Annotated in this window: 3 protein-coding genes and 1 pseudogene; 2 read left to right on the top strand and 2 right to left on the bottom strand. The window is 59.1% G+C overall.

Features of this window, described 5'->3' with window-relative positions; all coding sequences use genetic code 11:
* Both NW819_RS09315 and purB read right to left on the bottom strand, forming a co-directional pair.
* Positions 1–260 (bottom strand): annotated as a pseudogene (locus tag NW819_RS09315) (aspartate carbamoyltransferase); the annotation flags it as partial.
* A gap of 9 nt (positions 261–269) precedes the next feature.
* On the bottom strand, positions 270–1,565 hold the full coding sequence (gene purB, locus NW819_RS09310; RefSeq protein WP_414413563.1) for an adenylosuccinate lyase: 1,296 nt from the start codon (positions 1,563–1,565) through the stop codon (positions 270–272).
* Positions 1,566–1,698: 133 nt separating this feature from the next.
* Here purB and NW819_RS09305 point away from each other — a divergent pair, with 133 nt between their 5' ends.
* On the top strand, positions 1,699–2,280 hold the full coding sequence (locus NW819_RS09305) for a Uma2 family endonuclease (protein ID WP_011430559.1): 582 nt from the start codon (positions 1,699–1,701) through the stop codon (positions 2,278–2,280).
* Positions 2,281–2,588: 308 nt separating this feature from the next.
* On the top strand, positions 2,589–2,878 hold a 290-nt coding region (locus NW819_RS09300), incomplete at its 3' end, for a tetratricopeptide repeat protein (RefSeq protein ID WP_414413562.1).

Below are 2,878 nucleotides of genomic sequence, written 5' to 3'. Positions count from 1 at the left end.
CCCTTGCCCAAGGAAGAAGTGCCAGGGGAAAAGTTAAGCACATCGGCCGAAAGGCGCTTGGCCGCCAGCTCAAAACTGGAACGAGTGCGGGTGGAAGGCTCGAAGAACAGCGTCACCACCACCTTCCCCTGCAGGGTGGGCACCTTGGGCAACCGCCGCGTCAACACCTCCTGGAAACTGGCAGCGGTTTGCAAAACGATTTGATATTCTTCGGGGGTAAAGTCCGCCAAGCCCAGGACATGTTGCCGCTGCCAAACCATAGGGGATCCTCAAATGCCCAGGCGGGCAAAGATCTCGTCCAAATGGGTTAGGTGGCGCCGCGGATCAAAACAAGCCTGCAGTTCCGCCTCGCTGAGGTGAGCCATCACCCGGGGATCCGCCAGCAGATTGGCGCGGAAATCCCCGCCGGGCTGGTTCCAGGCGCGGTGAGCATTTTCCTGCACCAGGCGGTAGGCTTCCTCGCGGCTAAGGCCCTTCTCCACCAAAGCCAGCAGCACCTGCTGGCTGAAGATGACGCCGCCGTAGAGGTTGAGATTGCGCTCCATGTTGCGAGCGTGAACCTGCAGCTGGCCCACCAGCTCCGCCATGTTGACCAACAGATAGTGGCAGAGGATGGAGGCATCCGGCAGGATGACCCGCTCTACGGAGCTGTGGGAGATGTCCCGCTCATGCCAAAGGGGAATGTTTTCTAGGGCCGAGACGGCATACCCGCGCAGGAGACGGGCCAGCCCCGTCAGTTGTTCCGCCTTGATGGGGTTGCGCTTGTGGGGCATAGCAGAGGATCCCTTTTGGCCGGGGGCAAAGTACTCCTCAGCCTCCAGTACCTCTGTTCGCTGCAGGTGGCGGATTTCAGTAGCAAAGCGCTCCAGCGAAGAGCCAATCAAAGCCAAAGTCTGCACATATTCCGCATGGCGATCCCGGGAAATGACCTGTGTCGAGGCTGTATCGGGCTTCAGGCCCAGGCGAGCGCAGGCCAACTGCTCCACCTGGGGAGGCACGTTGGCGTAGGTGCCCACGGCGCCAGAGATCTTGCCCACCGCCACCACTTCCCGCAGGCGAGCTAGGCGCTCTTGGTGGCGCAGGCACTCGGCCAGCCACCCTGCCAGCTTAAAGCCAAAGGTAATCGGCTCGGCGTGAACACCGTGGGTGCGGCCGATCATGAGGGTGTAGCGGTGCTGCCGAGCTTGGTCGCGGATAGCAGCGATGAGGTCGGCCAGGCGAGCTTGCAAGATCTCCACCGAGGCCACAAGCTGCACGGCCAGAGCGGTATCCAACACGTCCGAGCTGGTCAGGCCCAGGTGGATGTAGCGCCCTGCCTCGCCCACGTGCTCGTTGAGGTTGGTTAGGAAGGCAATAACATCGTGCTTCACTTCCGCCTCAATTTCCAAAACCCGCGCCGGGTCAAAGGCGGCTTTGGCTCTGATCTCCTGCAGGGCTTCTTGCGGGATCCGCCCCAGCTCCGCTTGCGCTTCGCAGACGGCCAGCTCCACCTGCAGCCAGGTCTGGAGCTTGTGGGCAGTGGACCAAATCTGGCCCATTTCGGGCAGAGTGTAGCGCTCGATCAAGGTGCCTTTTCCGTCGGTACAGTAGGATGAGCTAGGCTATTTTAGCCTTTGGCGTCCCCCCTCGAGGAAAAGCCGCTGGGGGATCCCTGCGGGCTTGGCTTGCGGTGTCGAAGGAGCAGCAAGGAGTTTGCAGATGACCGTCGGAGCTGTGCCAACTCAGGGAAAAAGAGCTTGGACAGCCGAAGAATTCATGGCGTTGTCCAGGGAGGGACATCGCTACGAGATTGTTGATGGGAAGCCAATTGATATGGGAAGCGCGGGGGCACTCCATGGTTATGTCTGCAGCCTCCTATTGGCAGCTTTGACCCCCTACGTTTTGTCCAACAAGCTGGGGATCGTTTTAGATTCCAGCACTGCTTTTAAGATGAAGAGTGGAAATTGGCGCTCCCCTGACATCTCTTTTTTTGCTAAAGAACGCTTGCAGGGCATGGCTGAACTGCCCACAGGATTTTTGGAAGGCGCTCCAGATCTGGCTGTTGAAGTGCTTTCCCCCCGCAATACGGTTGAAGAAATTCATGACAAGCTGGTGGAGTACTTTGAAAATGGCAGCCGCCTGGTTTGGCTGGTTCACCCCAGCGAGCACTACGTCCTGGTGTATCGCAGCTCTCAAGAGCCTGACCGCCTCCTGAAATCGGTTGATCTTCTAGAAGGTGAAGAGGTTATTCCAGGATTTGCCCTGCCGGTGGCTCATCTATTCCAGAAGCTTTCCTTGTAACATCCCCCCGCCCTCACTCTAGCCAATAGAGCTTGGGCCTCCCAACCTTGCCATTGGGCATTCCTGCCCCGCGTCACAGAACGACTTGGCAGAGGAGTCGGTATCTCGACCCTGACTTTCCCGCCAGAGCGCGGAACTTGTAGCTCCCCGCACCCCTTGCAAGTTAAGTGCAGGGGGTTGCCCCTCTCGCCGACGGTCTATATTGAACTAGTTCGGGATCCGAAGAGAGCAACGTTCGCGTTGGCAGTGCAGAGCACATGAAGCGTAAATTGGCAAGAGTGGCCCTGATGGGTTTTCTAGCAACATTCTTGGCTGCCGCCCCTGCCGTCTCTTTGCCAACCCCTGCTGAGAAGACTTCGGGCTCAAAAACCGCTTCCGAGCTCAACTGGCAGGGATCCCTCAAGTTGCTGCGGGGGGATCCCGTGGCTGCCCTGTCGGATCTGGATCGGGCGGTGCAGTTGGATCCCAGCTATGCGCCGGCCTATGTAAACCGCAGCTACGTCTACAACCAGTTGCGCCAGCCGGAAGAAGCTCTGGCCGATGCGGAGCGGGCCATCCAGTTGGATCCGCGAATTCCAGAAGCCTACTTCAGCCGCGG

The sequence above is a fragment of the Synechococcus sp. R8-2 genome (assembly GCF_047461715.1).
In the GTDB taxonomy this organism is placed as follows: Bacteria; Cyanobacteriota; Cyanobacteriia; order Thermostichales; family Thermostichaceae; genus Thermostichus.
Note: the sequence above shows the minus strand (reverse complement) of the source record. Positions and strands in the feature narration are given on the sequence as shown.

Coding starts and splice junctions, on each gene's coding strand:
- NW819_RS09305 (WP_011430559.1), top strand. CDS start 1,699: ATGACCGTCGGAGCTGTGCCAACTCAGGGAAAAAGAGCTTGGACAGCC.